Origin of the sequence: Candidatus Thalassolituus haligoni (genome assembly GCF_041222825.1) — a bacterium.
GTDB classification, from domain to species: Bacteria; Pseudomonadota; Gammaproteobacteria; order Pseudomonadales; family Oceanobacteraceae; genus Oceanobacter; species Oceanobacter antarcticus.
In genome coordinates, this window is record NZ_CP139482.1 from 1878693 (window position 1) to 1897060 (window position 18368).

The 18368-nt window shown below is 52.2% G+C and carries 18 protein-coding genes, 3 tRNA genes and 1 riboswitch; of the genes, 8 read left to right on the forward strand and 13 right to left on the reverse strand.

Annotated elements, in window-relative coordinates:
- Position 1 precedes the first annotated feature (1 nt).
- Complete coding sequence (locus SOJ49_RS08385) at positions 2-451, reverse strand: RDD family protein (RefSeq protein ID WP_369857773.1); 450 nt, start codon at positions 449-451, stop codon at positions 2-4.
- Between the two features lie 243 nt (positions 452-694).
- On the opposite strand from SOJ49_RS08385, the gene pdxH reads away from it, so the two are divergent.
- Positions 695-1333: a pyridoxamine 5'-phosphate oxidase gene (gene pdxH, locus SOJ49_RS08390; protein WP_369857774.1), complete on the forward strand. Its 639-nt coding sequence runs from the start codon at positions 695-697 to the stop codon at positions 1331-1333.
- Between the two features lie 101 nt (positions 1334-1434).
- Here pdxH and SOJ49_RS08395 read toward each other — a convergent pair.
- A tRNA-Met gene (locus SOJ49_RS08395) sits at positions 1435-1511 on the reverse strand.
- A 577-nt stretch (positions 1512-2088) separates the two neighbouring features.
- On the opposite strand from SOJ49_RS08395, the gene SOJ49_RS08400 reads away from it, so the two are divergent.
- Positions 2089-2784, forward strand: a complete 696-nt coding sequence (locus SOJ49_RS08400; protein WP_369857775.1) for an FKBP-type peptidyl-prolyl cis-trans isomerase — start codon at positions 2089-2091, stop codon at positions 2782-2784.
- Positions 2785-2880: 96 nt separating this feature from the next.
- Here SOJ49_RS08400 and SOJ49_RS08405 read toward each other — a convergent pair whose 3' ends face one another.
- The 4 genes from SOJ49_RS08405 to galU all read right to left on the reverse strand — a co-directional run bounded on the left by SOJ49_RS08405 (position 2881) and on the right by galU (position 4428).
- Positions 2881-3129: a hypothetical protein gene (locus SOJ49_RS08405; protein ID WP_369857776.1), complete on the reverse strand. Its 249-nt coding sequence runs from the start codon at positions 3127-3129 to the stop codon at positions 2881-2883.
- 174 nt (positions 3130-3303) lie between these two features.
- Positions 3304-3380, reverse strand: a tRNA-Pro gene (locus tag SOJ49_RS08410).
- An 11-nt stretch (positions 3381-3391) separates the two neighbouring features.
- Positions 3392-3467 (reverse strand) — tRNA-Asn (locus SOJ49_RS08415).
- Positions 3468-3594: 127 nt separating this feature from the next.
- The gene (gene galU / locus SOJ49_RS08420; protein ID WP_369857777.1) at positions 3595-4428 is read right to left on the reverse strand and encodes a UTP--glucose-1-phosphate uridylyltransferase GalU; all 834 of its coding nucleotides are present in this window, start codon (positions 4426-4428) and stop codon (positions 3595-3597) included.
- 434 nt (positions 4429-4862) lie between these two features.
- On the opposite strand from galU, the gene zwf reads away from it, so the two are divergent.
- The 3 genes from zwf to SOJ49_RS08435 all read left to right on the forward strand — a co-directional run bounded on the left by zwf (position 4863) and on the right by SOJ49_RS08435 (position 8946).
- Complete coding sequence (gene zwf, locus SOJ49_RS08425) at positions 4863-6320, forward strand: glucose-6-phosphate dehydrogenase (protein ID WP_369857778.1); 1458 nt, start codon at positions 4863-4865, stop codon at positions 6318-6320.
- A gap of 11 nt (positions 6321-6331) precedes the next feature.
- Positions 6332-7033 carry a 6-phosphogluconolactonase gene (pgl, locus tag SOJ49_RS08430; protein ID WP_369857779.1) on the forward strand — a complete coding sequence of 234 codons (702 nt, stop codon included), beginning with the start codon at positions 6332-6334 and terminating at the stop codon, positions 7031-7033.
- 179 nt (positions 7034-7212) lie between these two features.
- The gene (locus SOJ49_RS08435; RefSeq protein WP_369857780.1) at positions 7213-8946 is read left to right on the forward strand and encodes a sugar phosphorylase; all 1734 of its coding nucleotides are present in this window, start codon (positions 7213-7215) and stop codon (positions 8944-8946) included.
- Between the two features lie 80 nt (positions 8947-9026).
- Here SOJ49_RS08435 and SOJ49_RS08440 read toward each other — a convergent pair whose 3' ends face one another.
- From SOJ49_RS08440 to SOJ49_RS08450, 3 genes are read right to left on the reverse strand one after another with little or no spacing between them, the layout of a single operon-like run.
- On the reverse strand, positions 9027-10238 hold the full coding sequence (locus SOJ49_RS08440; RefSeq protein WP_369857781.1) for a glycosyl transferase: 1212 nt from the start codon (positions 10236-10238) through the stop codon (positions 9027-9029).
- On the reverse strand, positions 10231-11061 hold the full coding sequence (locus SOJ49_RS08445; RefSeq protein ID WP_369857782.1) for an HAD-IIB family hydrolase: 831 nt from the start codon (positions 11059-11061) through the stop codon (positions 10231-10233). The genes SOJ49_RS08440 and SOJ49_RS08445 overlap by 8 nt, the downstream gene beginning before the upstream one ends.
- 22 nt (positions 11062-11083) lie before the next feature.
- Positions 11084-12010 (reverse strand): hypothetical protein, encoded by a 927-nt coding sequence (locus SOJ49_RS08450; protein ID WP_369857783.1) that lies wholly within the window; start codon positions 12008-12010, stop codon positions 11084-11086.
- Between the two features lie 368 nt (positions 12011-12378).
- Between SOJ49_RS08450 and SOJ49_RS08455 the strand changes: the two genes are divergently transcribed.
- Positions 12379-13236 carry a prephenate dehydratase gene (locus tag SOJ49_RS08455; protein ID WP_369857784.1) on the forward strand — a complete coding sequence of 286 codons (858 nt, stop codon included), beginning with the start codon at positions 12379-12381 and terminating at the stop codon, positions 13234-13236.
- Between the two features lie 5 nt (positions 13237-13241).
- Here the strand turns inward: SOJ49_RS08455 and SOJ49_RS08460 are convergent, their stop codons facing one another.
- The 4 genes from SOJ49_RS08460 to SOJ49_RS08475 all read right to left on the reverse strand — a co-directional run bounded on the left by SOJ49_RS08460 (position 13242) and on the right by SOJ49_RS08475 (position 16960).
- Complete coding sequence (locus tag SOJ49_RS08460) at positions 13242-14861, reverse strand: alpha-amylase family glycosyl hydrolase (protein WP_369857785.1); 1620 nt, start codon at positions 14859-14861, stop codon at positions 13242-13244.
- Positions 14862-15028: 167 nt separating this feature from the next.
- Positions 15029-15961 (reverse strand): diguanylate cyclase domain-containing protein, encoded by a 933-nt coding sequence (locus SOJ49_RS08465; protein WP_369857786.1) that lies wholly within the window; start codon positions 15959-15961, stop codon positions 15029-15031.
- A gap of 2 nt (positions 15962-15963) precedes the next feature.
- Positions 15964-16584: a histidine kinase gene (locus SOJ49_RS08470; protein WP_369857787.1), complete on the reverse strand. Its 621-nt coding sequence runs from the start codon at positions 16582-16584 to the stop codon at positions 15964-15966.
- A 1-nt stretch (position 16585) separates the two neighbouring features.
- The gene (locus tag SOJ49_RS08475; RefSeq protein WP_369857788.1) at positions 16586-16960 is read right to left on the reverse strand and encodes a response regulator; all 375 of its coding nucleotides are present in this window, start codon (positions 16958-16960) and stop codon (positions 16586-16588) included.
- A gap of 204 nt (positions 16961-17164) precedes the next feature.
- Between SOJ49_RS08475 and SOJ49_RS08480 the strand changes: the two genes are divergently transcribed.
- A complete protein-coding gene (locus SOJ49_RS08480; RefSeq protein WP_369857789.1) occupies positions 17165-17665 on the forward strand; it encodes a PaaI family thioesterase in 501 nt (166 codons plus the stop codon).
- Entirely contained in the window at positions 17662-18144 is a 483-nt protein-coding gene (locus tag SOJ49_RS08485; protein WP_369857790.1) for a PaaI family thioesterase, read from the forward strand. Before SOJ49_RS08480 ends, SOJ49_RS08485 begins: the two co-directional genes overlap by 4 nt.
- Positions 18145-18167: 23 nt before the next feature.
- A riboswitch (TPP riboswitch) is annotated at positions 18168-18270 on the forward strand.
- Positions 18271-18368: the final 98 nt, after the last annotated feature.

The following is an 18368-nucleotide window of genomic DNA, read 5'->3' on the forward strand; positions in this document are numbered from 1 at the left end:
GTTAATCACCCGTTTTCGGGATAAACACAACACGGGTCAGGGATGCCATATCGTGCCAGCTGCGGCCGCGAGTATCCAGCAACGCCCAGAAGAATCCCAAGCCGAAAGCAGCCAGCGAAAAAAAGCCAATCGCGGTACGCAACATACAATGGGACAGCTTGATTGGCCCGGTATCTTCTGTGACCAGTTTGAGTTGCCAGGCTTTCATACCGATGCTCTGGCCACCACGCCGCCAGGATGAACTGAAATAGAAGAAACAGATGCAGAACATAACGGACAGATTAACCGACGCCGAAAAGGCGCCAGGCGGTTGTCCGTCGTGGGTGGCAGCTGCAATCCCTACCAGCACAAAACCAACCACGATATACAGTGCGAGCAGTACCAGGCTGTCATAGATCAGTGCTGCCAGGCGGCGAGTCAGGGATGCAGTGGGGTAGTTATGATCTGACATATGATTGTTGCCTTAGGTTGTGCCTGTGTGAGTTGCGGTCAGGATGCCCAGCCGCGCTGGTGGGTAAAACCGGGCGGGGATGGTAGCAGATTTGGCCATGGCTGGCTTTGGTGGTGACAGGTCAATGCGGAGGCATCGCCCGGATGACACACTGCTATTAACGGCACTTTTAATGGTAGCGGCACTTACATAAGGGCTACGGCACTTGGTGCCGGTTGAGATAATTATCGGAGTAAATAGAACATGGTTGATCTCAGTGACATTCGCAAGGAATACACTCAGGGACGACTCGACGAAGCCAAAGTCGCCGAGCACCCGGTGACACAATTTCACGCCTGGTTTGAGCACTACCGTACAACCGCCCCGGAAGAGCCGACGGTGATGACGGTGGCCAGCGTTGATGAGCATGGCCAGCCCTGGCAACGAATATTGTTGCTCAAGTCATATGACGATGACGGCTTTGTCTTTTTTACCAATTATGAAAGTAACAAAGGTCGACACTTCGCTACTAACCCGAAAGCCAGCCTGCATTTCTTCTGGATGAAGGTCGAGCGTCAGGTGCAGATTCAGGGCGAGGTCGTGCCAATGAGCAGGGAAGAAGCGCAAGCCTACTTCCACTCTCGCCCTCGAGAAAGCCAGCTTGGGGCCTGGGCATCACAACAGAGTAGGCCATTGGCGAGTCGTTCCGAGCTGGAAACCCGCTTTACCCAATTGAGTGTGGAATATCAGGATCAGGAGGTTCCCGTGCCAAATCACTGGGGGGGATATCGATTGGTACCTTCCCGGATGGAATTCTGGCAGGGGGGCGAGCATCGCCTCCATGACAGAGTCGAATACCAGCTGGAGCGGGAAATCTGGAAGATTCAGCGACTGAATCCCTGACCCATTATGCAACCCGGCACCCTGCCGGGTTTGTATGATTTGCAGATACAAAAAAGCCCACGCTGAACATGGGCTTTTTATGAGGGCTGGCCTCGAATCAATGGTAGCTATGGACGGACTTGAACCATCGACCCCAGCATTATGAATGCTGTGCTCTAACCAACTGAGCTACATAGCCACTGCATACTTGAGTCGTGTTAGCGCATTCCAGTGCTGTCTCGATCAAGTGGCGCGTATTATGCCAGTGTAATATTCTCTGTCAAATATTTATTTGCGATTTATTTCAACGGCTTAGCCAAAAGGCACGGTGGAGTGGTTGTGGTGCTGTTCGCAGGTTTTGAAGCAGTGGTGGCGTTTTTCAGGCTGGACAGGCTCTCTCTGCTGTGGGAGGCTTCGCAACAATGTAAATGTATCGGTTTTTTTTTTTTGTGAAAGCGTTTCTGACTATCCCTATTTTTCTGGTGTTTTTTCTGGCGGCTTGTGGTGATGTCATGGGAGATCTCAGTGATCGTGACCTGAGGCATCGTCATTATGAGTGTCAGGTGGCTACCAGATCATCCGCGGCTGAGTTGCAGGTGTGCGCAAACGTGAAGCGTGAGTGTGATCGCCGTGCGAAGTCTGGACATTATGCCTGTTAGGCCTTGTAATCAGTGCGCTGGGTATCTCTGCAGTGGTTTTGATTATGCAGTAATTGAAACTTTTCGACTTTAGAGTTGCCTGTCCAGCATTCATTTCAACAAACGTGAGAGACAAGCATGAGTTTTATTAAATCAGTACCTGTTGTATTGGCAGGTACTCTGTTGTTGGCCGCATGTGGTCAGGAGGAAGCTGTGAAATTGGAAAACCACATTGACCAGGCAAGCTATGGCGTGGGTCTGAATATTGGCCGTCAGCTGTCTCAGGAAGATGTTGAAATGAACCCGGACGCGATTGCGGCGGGTATCAAGGATGCGCTGTCAAAAGCGGATCAGCGTATTACTGATGAAGTCATTCAGTCTGCATTTGAGAAAATTCGGGAAGAGCAGACACGCAAGCAGGAAGCATTGAGTGATGCGGTTGCGAAGGCGGGAGAAGAATTCCTGGCTGAAAATGCCAAACGTGAAGGTGTCGTGGTTACTGAAAGTGGCTTGCAGTACGAAGTTATGACGGCTGTTGAAGGTGATGCGGCGAAGCCGACGGCTGCGGATACTGTGAGTGTTCATTATCACGGTACATTGATTGATGGCACTGTGTTTGATAGTTCGGTTGAGCGTGGCGAGCCTGTTCAATTCCCACTGGGTAATGTGATTCCTGGTTGGACCGAAGGTGTGCAGCTGATGAAAGTGGGTGAAAAGTTCAAATTCTTTATCCCGGCGGAGCTGGCGTACGGTGCGCGTAGCCCGAGCCCTAAGATACCAGCCAACTCTGCACTGGTGTTTGAAGTTGAATTGCTGGAAATTGCCGATCAGTAAGTAAGGGTCGGATGATTGAAGATAAAAAGTCGCCAGTGGCGGCTTTTTTTTTGTGTCTTGCTTCGGTCGGCCCTGTTTTGTCATGACCTATGTTGTTCAGGCGTTGGTGTTGTCTTCGGTGGTGGTTTTTTCTTCTGCTGGTTCTGGCAAAGAGATGTAGTCGGCCAGGTCGGTGAGTGCCCGGTTGACTCTGCGCTTCAGTTGTCCATCAATATTGAATTGGTGGTTGCAATGTCGGCAGGTGATTTTTTTTGTGTTGATCAGGTTGTCAAGGGTGTGGGCTGTGTTTGCTCCGCACTCGTGGCAGGGTACCGGATATTGTACAGATCGGGCCAGACGACTCATGTTTTGCCACCGCGCTTATCGCATTGGATTTATTGGAATGTGGCGCTACAGGCTAATAGAAAAGTATGAATATAAGAAGGCTCATTTGTTACATCTGGCACTTGAGGATGTAAAAATGAATCGTAATGGCAATAGGGGATGTTTATTCGATCGTTCAGGGAGGCCCTGAAGAGTTGGTCGGGGTAGAGAGATTCGAACTCCCGACATCCTGGTCCCAAACCAGGCGCGCTACCAGACTGCGCTATACCCCGAAGTGTTGAATTGGCTCCCCGAGCTGGACTTGAACCAGCGACCAATAGATTAACAGTCTACTGCTCTACCAACTGAGCTATCGGGGAACTTCTCAACAGCGAGACGTATAATACGGACAGGTTCTTTTTATGTCAATGCCTTTTTCTTAAGAGATTCTGAGAGTTGTGTTGGTATGAGAGCGATCCTTCGGGGAAGCCCCGAAGGATCGTCTGATCAGGACTTCTGGAAAATATTCTGATAGACGTAGTTGGTTGCTTCGACGAAGCCATCAATGCTGCCACAGTCAAAGCGGCGGCCACGGAATTTATAGGCGATAACCCTGCCTTCCTGGGCTTGTTTCAGCAGAGCGTCAGTGATCTGGATTTCACCATTGATGCCTGCACCTGTTTCTTCGATTTTAGGGAAGATATCTGGAGTCAGAATGTAACGGCCAATAATGGCAAGGTTGCTGGGTGCTTCTTCCTTGGCTGGTTTTTCGACCATGTTGCTGACGCGATAAACGCCTGGCTCAATCTCTTCTCCGGCGATAACACCGTATTTGTGAATGGTGTCTTCAGGCACTTCCTGCACTGCAACAACGGAACAGCCATACTTCTCGTGAATTTTGACCATCTGCGCCAATACGCCTTCGTCACCTTCATCGGCAACACAAAGGTCGTCAGCCAGTACGACACCAAAGGCTTCGTCGCCCATCAGATACTGTCCAGTCAGGATGGCGTGTCCCAGACCTTTCATTTCATTCTGCCGGGTGTAAGCAAAGTCATTTTCATTCATCAGATTACGAATGGACGAAATCAGCGTTTCTTTGCTGGTGCCCTGAATCTGATGTTCCAGCTCGAAGCTGATGTCAAAATGATCGGCGATGGCGCGTTTGCCACGGCCAGTGATAAATCCCATGAAGTTCATGCCAGCTTCGCTGGCTTCCTCTACGCCGTATTGCACCAGTGGCTTGTTAACGATCGGCAGCATTTCCTTGGGCATGGCTTTGGTCGCCGGAAGAAAACGGGTGCCGTATCCGGCAACTGGGAATAAACACTTGCGAACCATATTCGATCCTTCTTATTAACAATTAAACAAAAATTTCCGTGAACACTAAGGCTGGTTTATGTCATTTGTGAGTCATGTCACAGATCGTCAGTGATCATGTCTCAAAGGTAACTGATTGTAAACGCCACGATATCCGGGAAGACATCGGCCGTTGGTCTCACGTTGCACGGCCAGTATGGGGTTCTTGGAGATGCAGATGCCATGCCTGATTGTTATGTTTATGCAGACCGGCACGATCTGTACCGGATGGCCTCCGATTGCTGCGTCGACCGAAGTGGTCATTTCCGGGCAGGTATTTGATGGTTGATTGTCGCATTGCAATCAACTTGTGGCACTCTGCCTATACTTTTTGTGCAGTCACTGCTTTTGCCTGAATTTCAGCTGAAGCGGCTGTGGTTCTGGTTTCCATTACGTAGATAGGGATCGGGGGATGTATGCAGATCAGTGCACCGTTTGAATTGGTACTCTTTGGCGGAATGGGCGATCTGGCGCAACGGAAGTTGCTGCCAGCACTCTACTTGCTTCAGCGTGATGGTCGTTTGCCTGAAGGCAAAATTATCTCTGTTACTCGGAGGGAACTTGAGCACGAAGACTACATAGAGCAAGTGCGCAAGGCATTGACGACGCACGTTGCCAAGGAATATCTCGAAGAAGCTGCCTGGACTGAATTTGCCACTAAACTGCAATGTGTCAGTCTTGATGCAACGGATGAGTCCGCTTATAGCGTGTTAGCCGATGTTTTGGCGAAAGGGGATCCCAACCGGGTTTTTTATCTGGCGACGGGTTCTGCGTTGTTTTCGCCTATTTGCAAGGGGCTGAAGCAGATAGGTTTGATTGGTTCGTGCACCAATGTGGTGCTTGAAAAGCCAATAGGGCACGATCTTGAGTCTGCCCAGGCGATCAATCGCTCCGTGGGAGAGTATGTTGATGAGTCACATATCTACCGGATTGATCACTATCTCGGTAAGGAAACGGTGCAAAATCTGTTGGTGTTGCGGTTCGCCAACTCCTTGTTTGAGTCTCAATGGAACCAGAAGTACATCGATCACATCGAAATTACTATTGCAGAATCCATTGGTGTCGAGAAGCGGGCCGAGTTCTACGAACAGGTAGGCGCGATGCGCGATATGTTCCAGAATCATCTGCTGCAACTATTGTGTATTGTGGCTATGGAGCCGCCGGCGAAACTGGAAACCGATGCGGTCAGGGATGAAAAAGTAAAGGTACTCAAGGCACTCAAACCCATTGTCGGGGAAGCCATTAACCGAAATGTGGTACGCGGTCAGTACGATGCAGGTGTGTCGGATGGTAAACCGGTTCCACCGTATCGTGAGGAACCTGGCGTGCATCACAAAAGCAACACCGAGACTTTTATTGCTGCCAAGGTTGAAATTGATAACTGGCGCTGGGCTGGGGTGCCATTTTATTTGCGCTCGGGTAAGCGTTTGGCGGAACGGGCGTGTGAAATTGTCGTCAGTTTTAAAGAAATACCGCACTCTATTTTTCCGTTACAGCACAAGAGCACCATGGCCAACAAACTGGTGTTCCGCTTGCAACCGGATGAGGGTGTACGTCTTATGCTATGTGAGAAACGGGTGGGGCCCGGCATGAGTGTCCGGCCAATGAACCTGAGCCTGAATCCGGCTAATCATCGCAAGGCACGGGTGCCTGAAGCTTACGAACGGTTATTGTTTGATGCCTTGAGTGGCAATGCCACCTTGTTTTTACGCGATGATGAACTGCATGAAGCCTGGCGTTGGGTGGATCCGATTCTACAGTACTGGCAAGACGTGGATCTCCGTCCAGAGCCCTATACTTCGGGCACCTGGGGGCCAGCGGCATCGACCTTGCTGCTCGCCAAGGATGGACGTTTATGGGTCGAAAACAGTTAGGAGTGTATTGCATGAGCGACAATCGCTTTGATTCATCCATCGTTCTGGCAAAACAGCTGGCTGATGCGGTCAGCCTTTGCCTGAAAGAGCGGGTTGAACAAAAGGGAAGGGCCTGTTTGGCGGTGAGTGGTGGCAACACCCCGAAGGCTTTTTTTGAAGAGTTGGGCAAGCGGCAACTGCCTTGGTCTCATATTCTTGTCACGTTGGTGGATGAGCGCTGGGTGGGTGAGTCTGACCCGTCCAGTAATGCTGGGCTGGTTCGGGAGCATCTGCTGAGAGGCCCGGCCAAGGCAGCCTATTTTCTGCCACTCAAAAATTCGGCATTAACGCCAGCGGCAGGATTTATGGCCTGTGAAAACAGCCTTCACGAGCAAATATCACGACTGGATGTAGCGGTATTAGGCATGGGGTCGGATGGCCATACCGCGTCCTGGTTTCCGCACTCGGCGGCGCTTGACCGGTGTCTGGATGAGAGTGGGTCTGCCTGGAGTTGCCCGGTTATGGATACCGAACTGGCGATTCCACGCATGACCTTGACCTGGGCAATGCTGAGCCAATGCCAGAAGATTTTTTTACATTTCGAGGGTGATGAAAAAAATTCGGTGTTCAATGCTGCCTGCGATCCGGGTCAGCGCCAGAATATTGCTGCCATGCCGGTTCGCACCCTGTTGTTTCAGTCTCAGGTACCACTGAGTATATTTCGGACTTCTTGACTGGGTTCGGGTTCGGCTACTGGTGTTGGAGAGTGTGCGGGGTCTGAGGCGTTGATTTGCTGGCCCGTTTCGTTACTGACCGATAGTGTTTTGTTGAGCCGATCTATCATCGTATATGTCATTACGGCACAAAAATGGCAGTAAATTCAGTCTATTGCGACAGCTAACCAGGAAAGTTTATGTCAAATGACCTGATTACCAGGCTTACCAGACGTCTTCAGAATATTTATCCCGATGTCACTATGGCCGCCGATGTGGCTGCTGAAATTGAACGTCTGTGTATTAATTTTATGGAAGGCCGCAAAAGCCGGTGTGGAAAAACAGCCGCTGAACAGCGTTGGAGCCAGGAAGACGTCATACTGATCACCTATGGCAACAGCGTTCAGCAAGCGGGGGAGGTACCGTTTCAGACGCTCAGTCGGTTTCTCAAGGAACACGTTGCAGATACCCTGAATGCGGTTCACATCTTGCCCTTTTCCCCTTACAGCTCCGACGACGGCTTCTCGGTGATTGATTACCGCCAGGTGAATCCGGACTGGGGCAACTGGGAAGATGTCGCCAGTATTGCCAAAAATTTTGATCTGATGGCTGATCTGGTGGTTAATCATTGTTCCCGTGAAAGCTTGTGGTTTATCGACTATGTGGCGAACTGTGAGCCTTATAGTGACTACTTTATCGAAGTGGATCCGGGTACCGATGTGGCAGCGGTTACCCGTCCACGAAATACCCCCTTGCTGACTCCCGTCCATACCCACCGTGGTGTTCGTCATGTCTGGGCGACGTTCAGTGAAGATCAGATCGATCTCAACTACGCCAATCCCAAGGTGCTGGTTGAGATGATGAACATCATGCTGTTTTACGTTGAGCAGGGTGCACGGTTTATTCGGCTGGATGCAATTGCCTACTTGTGGAAGCAAATCGGCACCAACTGCATTCATTTGCCGCAGACTCACGAAGTGGTCAAACTGATGCACGATATTGTTGAAGCTGTCGCACCGGAAGTGGTGCTGATCACTGAAACCAATGTGCCAGTCGCTGAAAATCTCAGTTATTTTGGTCATTCAGACGAGGCGCACATGGTCTACCAGTTTGGTTTGCCGCCACTGGTATTACATGCGCTGAATCGTGGCAAGTCTGATTATCTGGCCGATTGGGCCAGTAAGATTCCGCCGTTGCCGGAAGGTTGTACCTACCTTAATTTTACCGCATCCCACGACGGTATTGGCGTGCGTCCGGTGGAAGGAATTCTGCCAGATCACGAGGTGGAAAACCTGATTGACTGTATGCACAAGTTTGGTGGTTTCGTCAGTATGAAGGCAAACCCCGACGGTACAGAGAGTCCATACGAAATCAATATTGCTCTGTTTGATGCCTGTATGGGCACCCGCCGTGGCCCTGATCATTTTCAGGTACAGCGGTTTTTGTGCTCACAGGCGATTATGCTGGCGATGCAGGGGATTCCAGCCGTTTATATTCACAGCCTGACGGCCAGTCCGAACGATCTTGCTCACGTTGAACAAACCGGGCGCACCCGATCCATTAATCGACGCATCTGGAATCGTGAAGAGCTGGATGTGTTGCTGGGTAACCCGGTGACTCCCCAGGCCGAGGTCTTTGATCGCTTGCGTGAAATGATCCGGATACGTCGGCGTCAGCCTGCGTTCCATCCTGACGCCCGTCAGGAGGTGATCCGCATCAATTCAGATCTGTTTATTCTCAAGCGCAGCTGTGGCGATAGCGGCCAAACTGTTTTTGCCATCTCGAACGTGACGGAGCGACACATGGAGTTGCCGTTGGCCAGTCTGGGTTTCCTGGTATTGGGGATGAGTGATTTGCTGGCGACCGGGGCTGGGCCGCTGGGAGAAACCCTGATGATGGGGCCTTATCAGACGGTGTGGTTAACCAGCGAGTGAGGTGTCACCAGCCGCTGTAAGCACCAGTCACCTGCGGGCAGAGATTCCGTCGCACGGGTGACTGGTGCTGCCAAAGAGCGTCAGGCGTTGTCTTCTTCAACGGCTTCGTAAAGACGATCGAGAATATCCGGAATGGCTGATATCACCCGATTCCAGCTGGGAATAAAGGGTGTTTCCATTGGGTTTTCAAGAAAATAATCGCCCGCATGCATGATGTTTTCTGCAAACAGTTCAACGGCTTCTTCTTCCTTGTGGCGATCCAGAGTCAAGCCGTTCATGCGGGCGTCGTTATAATAGGTTTCGACAAAATCCAGTGCCACGCGAAAATAGGTTGCTTTGATGGTGCGGAACGTTTCGTTGGTAAAAACCTCACCCTGAGTGGCCAGTTTACGGAAAATGGCCTTGCAGATATCGGTACTCATTTTGGAAAGGCCCAGCGCCGCATCTTCGGCTGATAGCGGCTGATGCTTGTGATCATAGTTGTCACAAATATCCACCTGACAGAGCCGGTTGGTGCTGTAGTTGCGATTCATCTCTGACAATACGCCGATTTCCAGGCCCCAGTCACTCGGAATTCTCAGATCGTTCAGAACGTCGACGCGCATGGAAAACTCACCGGACAGCGGGTAGCGAAAGCTGTCCAGAAAGTCGAGGTACTCTTTATGCCCAAGAACCTTTTTTAAAGCCCGGATCAGAGGGGTTACCAGCAGTCGGCTGACGCGTCCGTTCATTTTGTTATCAGCAATACGGGCGTAGTAGCCTTTGGCAAATTCGTAGTTGAACGACGGGTTGGCGACTGGGTAAATCAGTCGCGCCAGCAGGCTGCGATCGTAGGTGATGATGTCGCAGTCGTGCAGTGCAACGGCTTCCGCCCTGCCAGAGGCGAGTATATAGCCGTAGCAGTACCAGACGTTACGGCCCTTGCCCATTTCTTTGGGAGCCAGACCTTTTTCTTCCAGCAGTGAGTCAATCTTGCGCAGTCGTGGGCCGTCGTTCCAGAGCACCCGGTGATGTTGTGGCAGGCGAGAAAATTCATCCTTGGCGTGTTTGTATTCTGCTTCATCGGCCTGATCCAGGCCGATGACAATTTCATTAAGGTAAGGAACTTCACAAATTTCGTTAATGATGTGGCCGAGAGCAGGCCCTTGAAGTTCAGAGTAAAGCGAGGGCAGTACCAGAGACATCGGACGTACGCGGGAAAAGCTCAGTAGCTCTTTTTCCATTTCTTCCAGCGGGCGATCGACCAGGTTGTGCAGGGTGGTGATCGTTCCGTTCTGGTAAAAGTCAGCCATGACCAGGCTCCTTGGATAATTGTTCTAATAATGTGAGTATTTCAGTATTCCAGCCGGTTGGCCCTTTGTGGGTAGCCGTTCTGGCATCGGGATGCTGCAGTGTCAGGGTCTGGTTTTCACCCGGAATAACAATCGGGTAATCGGCAGCTTCCAGCATGGCGCGGTCGTTTTCCCCATCGCCCAGAGCAACGAGACGGGGAGTGGTCTGCCATTGGTGTTGATAATACTGACGGAAAAACTCTAACCCGCTGGCTTTGTTGGTGGTGCCCATTACATGGTAAAAACGTCCGCCCTTGGTGAGGGTCAAATGATACTCCGCCAGTCGTTGCCGGAAGCGGTCGAGTGCCTCGTCACTGTCGTGCCACAGCAGTGGTTCAGAGGCCGCCCGTTTCTTGGCGAGCCAGGCGTTATCTTGTGTCAGTCCCGTCATTGCTGCGACTTCGGCGGCGGGCATGTCGTTAAATCCCCGGAAGCGAAAACCTTCTTTGTGCAGCTGGTGCAAGGTCTTGAGGATGTCAACGTAGCTAACGCCGAGCACTTCGCTGTTAAGGCCGCTTTCATCGGGTTTGGGGATATGGATCACGCTGCCGTTTTCGCAGACAAACGGATAGCGGTTATCCAGCTCGTGGCGCAAGCCAGTGACTTCGTCGCAGGTTTTGCTGGTATTGAACAGCACGGGTATGTGTCGCTCCCGTAACTGCTTCAGGGCCGGTTTTGCGGCCTTGGCACTGTAACTATGATGATCGAGCAGGGTTCCATCAAGATCGGTCATAACGACCAGTGGTAAAGTCGGAATATCAAATTTGCTTGCGTGGGTTGACATAAAGCGCTCCCGGCGATGGCAATCAGTTGATGTGGTTAACAGCATGCTGGTTATTCAGTTCCAGTACCAGATCAGCATGCTCTGGCAGATCCCGCAAGGCATTTTCGGTCAGGCGTTGGTAATGCTGGATAAATCTTACCAATCCGGCGTGATCCAGGCCGCGGTCGTGATCTCCTCTGGCGTGCTTGCGGTTTTCTACTTCCTGTTGTCCACGCCAGTTTAATACGGCTTGCATACCAGGCACCTTGAGCATAATCAGTCGATCCATCATGGCAAACCAGTCGGCGTAGTCACTGGCCAGCCGTTGGTTAACCCACCGACGCCAGTGGCCATCGGGATCTTCTGTCGCTTCGAGTTGGTTGGCGGGCTCGTCGAGCTGACTGTCTGCAACGGCATGACAGCCGACGCACCAGCCCTCAAACAGGATCAGATCAACCGGGCCGACAATCTGGTGCCAGTTGGATTCTGGCAGCCGGTCGTCGGAGACCTTGTCAAAGGCAGGAATGGTCAGACACTGTCCAGGCTCCAGTTGTTTCAGGTCGGCAAATAATTGTCGACCCAAGGCGCTGTCGTGAGTGCCGGGGACACCTCTTGTGGCCAATAGCGGGTGGATAGACTGGCCCAGCGCCTTGCGCTCGTCATGACCCAAATAGAGGTCGTCAATCGATACAATGGCACAGTTCCAGCCCAGGGCGGCTTTGTATAAGCTGGCCAGTGCCTGACTCAGGGTGGATTTACCAGACCCCTGGCCGCCATGAATACCAATGACGGGTACACCACCGAGGGTATTTTTTTGCTGGGCAACCCAGGTTGCGACCGGTAGCCAGACGTCCGGCCATTGCTTTAACCATGGCTCAGGTAACGACTTCAGGGCTGAACGATTGCTGGCGAATGTGGTGCGCAGGTGGTCATCCAGAGGCCGTTTTGCGGGCCAGAGTGTCGTGGTCATGAGAGTCCTCGCAAGTCGGTCATTCGCTGACGAGTCAGCGTCTGGTTATTGGCCCCTGCTGTGGGTTTATGCTGAGATATCAGGGGCTTGCTGTATGCTTTGTTGCAGAGACCGTGCCAGAACATTTGTCAAACTGGCCAATGTCTGAACTTCGGCCCTGGTTCGGGGAAAAGTCTGTCGCTAGCCGAGTAGCACAGTGTTCTGTCTTTCGAGCTCTGTTGGGCTGAATTTTTGACAGGTCAACAGATTAAGATGATGTTGTATTTAATTGGTGCGTAAAGCGCTCTTTTTTGGTGCCAATGGTCGTCATTGGTGCGAAATATCGGGTTTCGTCTGTGATGGCCGGAACAGGAATTCAGGAGAAAATCATGGCTGGCCGTGTCGCTTATCAAGGTACTGCGGGTGCTTATTCTCACCTTGCTTGCAGTCGGGTTTTTCCGGATTGGGAAGCCGTTGCCTGTGAAGACTTTCAAACGGCATTGGAGCTGGTCAGTGCGGGCCATGCCGATCGTGCAATGATTCCGCTGGAAAATTCCACTGCGGGTCGGGTGGAAGAAATTTATCGGATTATTCCCCGTACCCGTCTGTGCGCCATTACCGAGCACTTTGAACCAGTGAATCACTGTTTGCTGGCATTGCCGGGCGTACAGCTAATGGATATTGATGCCGTCGCTTCTCACCCTCAGGCGTTGGCTCAATGCCACCAGCGTATCGTTAATCTGGGAATGAAGGCGTTGCCAACGATGGACACGGCCCAGGAAGCCCAGCGTCTTGCCGCAGGTAACGATCGGCATCGGGCGGCGATTGCCTCCGCTTTGGCGGCAGAGTTGTATGGGTTGGAAGTCGTGCATGAAAACTTTCAGGATGTGATGGGTAATACTACACGTTTTCTGGTTTTTGCCCGTGAACATGAACACGAAGTGCGTCAGCCGGATATCACCTATATTACCAGCGTGTTGTTTACGGTACGTAATATTCCTGCATCGCTTTACAAGGCATTGGGCGGGTTTGCCACCAACAGTATTAACCTGTTGCGGCTGGAAAGTTATATGGATGGTGCCAGCATGGAAGCCAGTTTGTTTCATGCGGATATTCTTGGTCATCCCGAGGAAGCCAATATGCAGCGGGCACTGAATGAGCTGGAATACTTCGCCCGCGATATCCGCATATTCGGTATTTATCCATCACACGCTTATCGTGACCAGTTGTTTGCAGGTCAACGCTAAGTAGTTCATGGCGCAACCGAGGCCCGGCGCGGAAAGTCCGGGCTGATTTCCAGTATCAGTGCTTGTAACGGTCGGAGTAGCAAGGATCCGTTGCGAAAGAGCGGGGCGTCCAGCTGGCTGTTGGCGAGACACTGATCAATCGCATGGCGATGTAGGTTAATTGGCTGTGCCTGGCTGGAAAAATTCAGCAGTATCAGCAAGCGCTGCTGATCGCAGCGCTCATAGGCCAGTACCTCGTCGGGGCTACCGATGAGTTTGAGCTTGCCCTTGTGTAAGGCCGGGGTGCGTTTGCGCAGCCACACGAGCTGCCGATACCAGCTGAGCAAGCTGCTGGGGTTGTGGCTCTGATCGGCGACGGTCACTCCTTCCGAACGGGTTTCTGGCAGCCAGCTGGTGACGTTGGAAAAGACGTTGGGCGAGTCCCACATCATGGGACGTCGACAGCCATCGCGGCCAGGGTGCAAGGGCCAATAACGCTTGCCAACCGGGTCTTGTAATTGGCGTCGGGAAACCGCTTGCTCCGGCATGCCGATTTCTTCACCGTAATAAAGAAACGGCGTACCGCGCAGCGTTAACAGCATGGCAGCCAGCAAGCGCGCCCGATCAAGGGTTTGTTCATGGGTGGCGTAACGGCTGATATGGCGTTTGACGTCATGATTGCTGAGGGTGTAGTTCGGCCAGTTCTCGTGGCCGAGCAAATCGATCCATTTACGAATCACACTTCTGAAGGCGGCTGCCGAAAAAGGAGCGCGCAAAAATTCCAGGTTAAACGCCAGATGTAATTCATCCCCGTTACCGCAATAGCTGGCGGGCAGGCTGGCGTTATCGGAATCGGCGATGAAAATCTCTCCCACCATCATACGGTTTGGATACTGATCAACCCACTGACGCATCTGTTTGAGCAGGGTATGCATTTCTGGTTGGTCACGGTCATGGATATGTCTCTGACGGTCGTAAGGGCGGGCTGGTTTGAACCAATCAGTGGGGTTGTTTTTGAGATCGATCGCCTTGTAAAACAGATTGACCACATCAAGGCGAAAGCCGTCTACACCACGTGCCAGCCAAAATTCCATGACCTCCCGGATCGCTTGCTGAACCTGCGGATTACGCCAGTTCAAATCGGGTTGTTGCGGCAGAAAGGAGTGGTAGTACCAGGCTTTACGGCCTGGGTGCCAGCTCCAGCCGGAACCGCCAAAACAGGCTTGCCAGTTATTCGGGCGGGTGTTTTCCTCATGCCAGAGATACCAGTCGGCTTTGTCTGAACCGGGTTGGCTGCTGTCGATAAACCAGGGGTGCTGATCGGAGGTATGGTTCGCCACCAGATCAAGAATAATACGAATATCGCGCTGGTGGGCCTGTTGCAGCAGCTGATCAAAATCGTCGAGGGTGCCAAATATCGGGTCAATATCCCGATAGTCAGTGATGTCGTAGCCGAAATCGGCCATCGGTGAGGGATGAATGGGGGACAACCAGATGGCATCGATGCCGAGTGAATTGCTGGTGCCATCGTTAAGATAGTCGAGCCGGTCGATCAGGCCTTGCAGATCGCCAATGCCATCGTTATTGGAGTCCTGAAAACTGCGTGGATAGATTTGGTAAACGACTCCATGTTGCCACCAGTTCATTCCGTTGCTCCCATCGTGAAAACCTGAAGGTAGATTCCTGCCATGACAGCGGTGTGACGGCAGCCGTTCTAGCGGGCAGAGTGAGAGAAGGGTCGAATAATTTCTCTATATCACTCGTTAGTTACCGCCATCATGACTGCTATGTCGAGCGGCGAGCAATAGACCCTTTATTCTGTGGATGGTTTTTCATAAACCTGAATAACATGATCCGGGTCGGAGTGCTCGGCAGGAATGACACTTTTGGCAGCGTCAAACCAGTGGGTGACGGTGGCAAATCCTGGCCAGGCTCGGGCAATTCCGGCGTGAAGGTTGACACTGCTGTGATTGCTAATTTGTCTTGCTAACATTTTGCGTACCCGTTCGGCAAAAAAACGGACGTCGCCCTCATCGCTGGCAGGTAATAATACGGCCAGATGCTGGTCATCAATGCGGGTCGCCAGGTCGGTTTGCCGTAACGTTTTCGTCAGTATCTGAGCAAGGTCCTGGCGTTGTTGTGGGGTGGTTGTGCCAGCCGGGTGCCGCAGCAGGGCAATGCAACTGGGGGTTCCGGTGCGCTGGCTGCGCGATAATTCCCGTTCAGCTTCGTTGTTCCAGGCATCGTGCTTGAGCAATCCGGTATCTGGATCAATCCGGGTCAGTTTGGTTAACTCGGCCCTGAGACGATGAGACTCTTCATTACCGAGTGCGGTATCGGTAACGTCATAAATAATCACACAGATATGGTCGATACTGCGGTTCACCGATTCCAGCGGGATAATGCTGGTGTTCTGGTACATGAAGGTGGCGCGCCCGGTAATAGGACGGTAGTTCTTGAAATGAAACAGGTAGGGGCGTTGCTCCCAGATGGTAAAGGTGCGGGTTTTTAATTGAAAAACCGGCTCTGCTTTTTGGCGAAACCATTGCTCGGGAATATCCGGAAACAGGCTGAACAGGTTCTTGTCCTTGGCCAGCTGGGGGCTGATGCCACTGTGGCTTTCCATAAAGCCGTTCCAGAGGCGAATCTTGTACTGCTGATCCAGCACCACCAGACCCACATCGATGTTTTGCAGGATATCCATCAGCCAATGAATATCGCCCATCTCAATATTGCCATTGCTCATAGTTAATCCAGCAGATAGTCGATTTTCTGATTAAGGCGTACGACTGAGTCTTCGGTGAACAGCAGCAGCAGATCGCAGTCGATATTGACGGCTTCCATGGTGTAGTGAATTTCAATTGCCAGCGTTCGACGCCAGTTCTGATGGCTGATCTTGAGAATGTCACTGACGTTGCAATGTTGCCCGAGGATCACCGGATGTCCCTGATTAAAGTGAATTTCGAGTTGCTCGCCAATGCCCTGAATACAGGCACCGATCAGGATGGAGCTGACATCCATCAACAACTCCAACTGGGCTTGATGATTCGGCTCACCTTGATAACGTGTCAGCCTGGCGAGGTCAGAAAAACTGGTGTCGTTAAACAGCAGCAGAGCTTCACCGGCGATGCCCGAGCCGATAAACCCCTGGCATACTGCAGAAATAGCGTCGTCGTCGCGGGCTCCTTCGATGGCCATGCGCAGGTCACTGATTTCTATCAGGTTGACCTTGGGAATAGGAAGTACCACATAGGAATCCAGCAGCCGTGCCAAGCGATCGGCCGCCTGGCCCATCGCGACGTTGGTCAGCTCCTGGTAACAGTCACGTTGATCGTCGGTCAGTGATACGAGTGTCGGAGGAGTATTCATATCAGGTCCGGGTCATAATGCCGTATTCGGTCAGTACGGCGGTGGCTTTGGCGGCGTCGATCGGTTTTTTGACAAAGGCCATGGCGCCGAGGGCCATTACGCGTTGCTGGGCATCAGGCTGAATGTCGCCGGATACCACAATCACCATAGCTGGCAGGTCTTCCTTGCGGATCGCCTCCAATACGCCATAGCCGTCGAGGTTTGGCATGGTCAGATCAAGAAAGACTACTTCACCCTTGCCTTCGCGGATGGCTTTCAGTCCCTCGGCACCGTCACTGGCAAAGTGAACATCCACTTCCCAGTCGGGAGGAATCGCACGGGCCATTTGCTTGCGGGCAAAACTGGAGTCGTCACAGATCAGTATATGGGTGGCCATAGAGTCAGGTCGTCAGTTGGCGGAATGGGAATAATAGTTTTAAGTAATAGTCGCCATCTGGCCATTGGGCAAATCGGCATGCTGCACGGGACCCCGGTGAGACGTACGATGTTACGCCAGCAAATGGCAACCGGACGGCGCTTGCGCGAAAACACAGCTTGGGTATGATTCCAAAAAGTTAATTATAAAAATCACGAGTGAATTATGGGCAACAATGAAACTCCCGAGCCAATTTCCGATCTCGAACGCTGTGAACGTGCGACACGTTTTATCTCGGTGCTGCGGCATTGCCAGGTATTGGGGATCTCGCTGGTCTCCGCAGATGCGGATGGCCTGGTGATGAAGTTGCCGTATGCGCCGGAGCTGATTGGTAACCCGGTCACGGGTGCCTTGCATGGCGGCAGTCTGACCACTCTGATGGATACCGCGTGCGGCACGGCGGTGGTAAACGCCTTACCCGGCTTTGAGTTGTGTCCCACGCTGGATTTACGGGTCGACTACATGCGCTCTGCCCGTAGCGGTCAGAATCTGTTGGCTTATGCCAGTATTCAGCGGGTTACGTCTACCGTCGTGTTTGCTGATTGCCGGGTAATACAGGAAAACGACGGTGAATTAATTGCCAAATGTTGCGCTACTTTTATGCGCCTGACGCATCTGCAGCCCGCCAGTACCTTGGCCAGTGGAGTTCGTGGAGGTAGCCTGTGACGGCCTTGTCTGTTTTACAGTTTGCCGATGTTGTCCAGCGTGCCCGGATACAGGGTGACTATCAGGCCTTGATGTCCAGCATTCCTTATGCCGGTGTTATTGGTGCCGAAGTGAGTCTGCAAGAGGGGGAATTATTGTTCCGACTGCCGCAAAATCCGGACAATATCGGTAACCCGTTATTACCTGCGATCCATGGCGGCGTCATCGGTGGTTTTATGGAACTGGCGGCCTCGATTCAGGTGCTGGTTCGGTCAGAACCGATGGGATTACCCAAAATGATCGACTTCTCGCTGGATTATCTGCGCGCCGGACGTGATCAGGATACCTTTGTGGATTGCCAGATCTGGCGTCAGGGTGCCCGTGTCGCCAATGTCGCTATCACCGCCTGGCAGAATGACCGTCAACAGCCGATTGCCACTGCCCGTGCGCATTTTCTGCTCAGTTCGTCTTTTGGCAATGAAGGCTTGTCGGCGCAATAAATAGCGTTTAACCTGCTTGAGCAAACATTCTGTCGGGGTGCCTCACTGGAGGCTGAGATCGCAATTGCGGATCCCGTTGAACCTGATCTGGTTAGTGCCAGCGTAGGGAACAGAGAAGTCACGTAATGTTGGCCTGCGGATATTCTTGTCCTCGTCGGTGCAAGGCAATCAGCCAATCACTGGCTGAGCGGGTCGGACGCCAGGTTACGTGATCGGCAATTTCC

What these genes read in the sequence shown, in the direction of transcription:
- SOJ49_RS08385 (WP_369857773.1), bottom strand. Translation starts at nt 451, where the DNA reads ATGTCAGATCATAACTACCCCACTGCATCCCTGACTCGCCGCCTGGCA.
- pdxH (WP_369857774.1), top strand. Translation starts at nt 695, where the DNA reads ATGGTTGATCTCAGTGACATTCGCAAGGAATACACTCAGGGACGACTC.
- SOJ49_RS08400 (WP_369857775.1), top strand. Translation starts at nt 2,089, where the DNA reads ATGAGTTTTATTAAATCAGTACCTGTTGTATTGGCAGGTACTCTGTTG.
- SOJ49_RS08405 (WP_369857776.1), bottom strand. Translation starts at nt 3,129, where the DNA reads ATGAGTCGTCTGGCCCGATCTGTACAATATCCGGTACCCTGCCACGAG.
- galU (WP_369857777.1), bottom strand. Translation starts at nt 4,428, where the DNA reads ATGGTTCGCAAGTGTTTATTCCCAGTTGCCGGATACGGCACCCGTTTT.
- zwf (WP_369857778.1), top strand. Translation starts at nt 4,863, where the DNA reads ATGCAGATCAGTGCACCGTTTGAATTGGTACTCTTTGGCGGAATGGGC.
- pgl (WP_369857779.1), top strand. Translation starts at nt 6,332, where the DNA reads ATGAGCGACAATCGCTTTGATTCATCCATCGTTCTGGCAAAACAGCTG.
- SOJ49_RS08435 (WP_369857780.1), top strand. Translation starts at nt 7,213, where the DNA reads ATGTCAAATGACCTGATTACCAGGCTTACCAGACGTCTTCAGAATATT.
- SOJ49_RS08440 (WP_369857781.1), bottom strand. Translation starts at nt 10,238, where the DNA reads ATGGCTGACTTTTACCAGAACGGAACGATCACCACCCTGCACAACCTG.
- SOJ49_RS08445 (WP_369857782.1), bottom strand. Translation starts at nt 11,061, where the DNA reads ATGTCAACCCACGCAAGCAAATTTGATATTCCGACTTTACCACTGGTC.
- SOJ49_RS08450 (WP_369857783.1), bottom strand. Translation starts at nt 12,010, where the DNA reads ATGACCACGACACTCTGGCCCGCAAAACGGCCTCTGGATGACCACCTG.
- SOJ49_RS08455 (WP_369857784.1), top strand. Translation starts at nt 12,379, where the DNA reads ATGGCTGGCCGTGTCGCTTATCAAGGTACTGCGGGTGCTTATTCTCAC.
- SOJ49_RS08460 (WP_369857785.1), bottom strand. Translation starts at nt 14,861, where the DNA reads ATGAACTGGTGGCAACATGGAGTCGTTTACCAAATCTATCCACGCAGT.
- SOJ49_RS08465 (WP_369857786.1), bottom strand. Translation starts at nt 15,961, where the DNA reads ATGAGCAATGGCAATATTGAGATGGGCGATATTCATTGGCTGATGGAT.
- SOJ49_RS08470 (WP_369857787.1), bottom strand. Translation starts at nt 16,584, where the DNA reads ATGAATACTCCTCCGACACTCGTATCACTGACCGACGATCAACGTGAC.
- SOJ49_RS08475 (WP_369857788.1), bottom strand. Translation starts at nt 16,960, where the DNA reads ATGGCCACCCATATACTGATCTGTGACGACTCCAGTTTTGCCCGCAAG.
- SOJ49_RS08480 (WP_369857789.1), top strand. Translation starts at nt 17,165, where the DNA reads ATGGGCAACAATGAAACTCCCGAGCCAATTTCCGATCTCGAACGCTGT.